The organism is Desulfosalsimonas sp. (genome assembly GCF_046483245.1).
Taxonomy (GTDB): domain Bacteria; phylum Desulfobacterota; class Desulfobacteria; order Desulfobacterales; family Desulfosalsimonadaceae; genus Desulfosalsimonas.
In genome coordinates this window covers 1-3165 of sequence record NZ_JAWODO010000094.1, presented here as the reverse complement: position 1 = coordinate 3165, position 3165 = coordinate 1, and the positions used below count along the sequence as shown (strand labels likewise).

4 protein-coding genes are annotated in these 3165 nt (G+C 51.4%); 2 read left to right on the top strand and 2 right to left on the bottom strand.

The window, feature by feature from the left end; all coding sequences use genetic code 11:
• Together R6U41_RS08555 and R6U41_RS08550 are read right to left on the bottom strand one after the other, a co-directional pair.
• The coding region (locus tag R6U41_RS08555) for a hypothetical protein (protein ID WP_410269417.1) at positions 1-602 on the bottom strand (602 nt) is incomplete at its 3' end.
• 365 nt (positions 603-967) lie between these two features.
• On the bottom strand, positions 968-2047 hold the full coding sequence (locus R6U41_RS08550) for an OprO/OprP family phosphate-selective porin (RefSeq protein ID WP_410269416.1): 1080 nt from the start codon (positions 2045-2047) through the stop codon (positions 968-970).
• Between the two features lie 343 nt (positions 2048-2390).
• Here R6U41_RS08550 and R6U41_RS08545 point away from each other — a divergent pair, with 343 nt between their 5' ends.
• Together R6U41_RS08545 and R6U41_RS08540 are read left to right on the top strand one after the other, a co-directional pair.
• Positions 2391-2645, top strand: a complete 255-nt coding sequence (locus R6U41_RS08545) for a hypothetical protein (RefSeq protein ID WP_410269415.1) — start codon at positions 2391-2393, stop codon at positions 2643-2645.
• A 20-nt stretch (positions 2646-2665) separates the two neighbouring features.
• Positions 2666-3165 (top strand): extracellular solute-binding protein (locus tag R6U41_RS08540; RefSeq protein WP_410269414.1); only part of this gene is annotated, 500 nt, incomplete at its 3' end.

The window sequence follows — 3165 nt, the reverse complement described above, 5'->3', positions numbered from 1 at the left end:
GCAAAACCGCCAACAGTGATGTTTTCACCGGGCTTGAAATCACCCTTAACCATATAAAAGTCGGTTTCTGCAGCTTCATCTTCGCCAAAACCTTCCTCAAGGCCCCGGAACCACCCGGCAGACCAGTTCAACATCCCTGTGCCGTGCAGGGTGACGCCTGCTGCGGTTTCTGTCCACAGCCAGTGGTTCACGCCGCTTTTCTGCAGACCGGCCCGGCCCATGACCTGGTCGTTCATCCCGGGCAGGTTGAGCTGGATATAGGCAAACCGGTTTTCAAAATCCACGCTGTCACCGGAATACTTCCAGCCGCCACGATCGTCATCAGCAGATCCGAAGTTGTTGGCGCCGGTTTCAAACCCATACACCATCTTGGCCCGGCCGTCATCCGTGCCCACCTCTGACCGGAAACGGAATTTGCCCGCAGCAAAAGTCGTGCTGTCATTGCTGCCGTCCCCAAGTAAAAAGCCGTCCGAACCACTCATGACCCCGGTCCAGGCCTTTCCGTGGAAATCCACAGTGATGGCTGCCGCGGGCACGGCTGTGCATAAAAAAAACAACCCTGCTGCCAATACGGTTAAAATGCGTTTTCCTGAATTTTTCATTTGTCCTCCTTAATTGTTTTGCTGTGTTTTGACACAACGATTTTTTGCCGGGATGCATGGTTTGCCGGTCATCCCTGTTCAAACATTTCTGTATGGGGCCATATCACCGGCAAAAGCGATTCTGCAACCCCTTTTTGCAAACATTGTGCGGCAAAGGGGCCTGATTTTATGCCATTTTTTTATGGCACCCATTGAATTGTCCCTGAAATATAAAGATCTTTTTCACTGCCCGACCTGCCAAAAAAAATTGCATCTTTTTTATGTCCTTGTGCGCAGCCGGGCCCGGTAAACCATGGCCGCCACAAAAAAAAGCGCCCGCACGGGTGCGGGCGCTTTTTGTATGGCTGTAACTTTTGGTTATAATGCTAAAAATCTACCTGGAACCGGGCCTGAACAATGTTTGCATTGTCATCCTCCACATTTTCGCGGTCTTCGAGGTCTGCATAAACGTAGTTCAGCATCATGCGCACATTGGGATTTAAGTGCCAGTTGACGCCCAGGGTCAGATTGCTTAACTCGCCGCCTTCGATTGCCTCATCGTTTAAGTCCAGGTTTGAATAGCGCACGCCGACTTCCCATGCACCGGCTCCGGGCTTGTGGAAGCTGAAGTTTCTGTTTGGCTTAACCCGGCCGAAGGATCCTGAACCGGGCTTGTAATTGCGGCTTTCACCTGTGAGAAAATAGCTGCCGTAGACATAATAGCCGCTGAAGCTTGGATCATTTGCCGCATCCGAGCCCACAAAGCTCTGCATGTATTCTGCCTGCACCGAAAACGGCCCCATTACCATGGCCGCTTCCAGACTCATGATATCCGCGTCGTCTAAACCAAAGCTGCCGGTATTCGCCAGGCGCACGCCGGTTATATGCGCTTCCGGCCGCTGCCTGTACCGGAGGGTTGTTTCGTCTTCATCCCGGAACTGCCGGGTGTAGGAAAGGCCCAGATGCACGGCCTTTCTGCCGTCATCAGCGTAAACTGGCGCCCCGGTGACCCTGGCGGTAACATTTATGTCCGTACTATCATTGAAACCTTCCCCGAAGCCGTCGGCGTCATAAAACGCGCCTATGGCCCAGGACATGCGTTTTCCCAGGGCAGCGTCATATGCCATGACACCGGTGTTTCTGCTCGGGGAAAACACATTGGGAAGGCCCCGCTCCATAAAGGTGATGTATTTGCTGCTTCCCTGTTCTTCCAGGGAAAACGGTTCCTTGAAATGACCGATCTTTATGTTGCCGATCGCCGGGATCTTTTTCATGCCGATGTACATGTCCTTAAAATCAGCGTCTCCGCCGCCAAAATCATATTGCGCCTTGAAAAAAACATTGTTTTCAAATGAGCCGGAGGCGAAAAGACGGGCGCGCCTGAATTCCACGCCGTCTCCGTCCAGGCCGCCGCCCAGGTCATCATCAAAGCTGTCATCAGCGCTTATGCTTGCCCAGTCAGCCATGATGCGCCCGCCGAACTTCACGTCATAACTGCTTTTTTCGCTTTTTACCCTCTGTGTGAGTTCCTCATACCGGGAATCTGAAATGTGATCTCCTTGTTTCAGGATATCCAGAATCTCCTCCGTGGTACTTTTCTCCGCTGCAGCGGGCCCCGCAGCGAATGTGAAAACACAGGCGAACGATGCCAATAAAATCGCCCCCGCCCTGCTCAATGATCCTGCAAACCGATTAAAACCCTTCATTTCCTTTTCTCCTTTTTTTGTGATTTGAAGTTTGCGTTTTCACTTTCTGTGGCGGGTATAGCCGACGACATTGTCGGTTCAGCGGAGAAAAGGTGACGTTTTGATGACGATTCAAAAAAATTTTTTTGCCCGCGGGCACGCAGGGCTTTTCAATTTTAACTTATTTATAGATCCGTTCCAGCAGGTGCATGGGACCGGCTGCATCAAACAAGGACAAGAGGGCCTGAAAAATCGTAACAGAATCGTAACATTTCAGCCACGAACCTGTAGCAAAGCAGGGTTATTGTTTGCCTGCAAATGCAGAAAGGCCTTGCGCTGCAAAAAAGGTTGCCCGCGCAGCCGAAAAAAATTGGATTGAAAACATTTAAGGAGGATCGTATGAAAAGATTGTTGATGGTGATGCTGGTTTTCATTACAGGGCTTGCCCTGGGCACGACACAGGCGTGGTCTGCTGAAAAGCTGACAATCAAAGGCTCCACGACGGTTCTGCCCGTAACCCAGAAAGTGGCAGAAGCTTTCATGGAACAGTATCCGGATGTTAATATCTCCATATCCGGAGGCGGCTCGGGAAACGGAATAAAAGCCCTTATCGACGGTACAACAGATATCTGCCAGGCCTCGCGCTTTATCAAGGACGAAGAGGTCAAAAGGGCGGTTGAAAACGGGCACTACCCGGTACCGTTCGGAGTGGCATTAGACAGCATCATCCCGGTTGTAAACCCGGACAACCCGGTAGACGACCTGAGCTTAGAAGAGCTCAGAGGCATTTATAACGGAGACATAACCAGCTGGAAGGAAGTCGGCGGCCCTGACCGCAAAATAACCATTGTTTCCCGGGATTCATCCTCTGGCACCTACGGGGTCTGGGGAGACATAAT

What these genes read in the sequence shown, in the direction of transcription:
- R6U41_RS08545 (WP_410269415.1), top strand. Translation starts at nt 2,391, where the DNA reads ATGACGATTCAAAAAAATTTTTTTGCCCGCGGGCACGCAGGGCTTTTC.
- R6U41_RS08550 (WP_410269416.1), bottom strand. Translation starts at nt 2,047, where the DNA reads ATGGCTGACTGGGCAAGCATAAGCGCTGATGACAGCTTTGATGATGAC.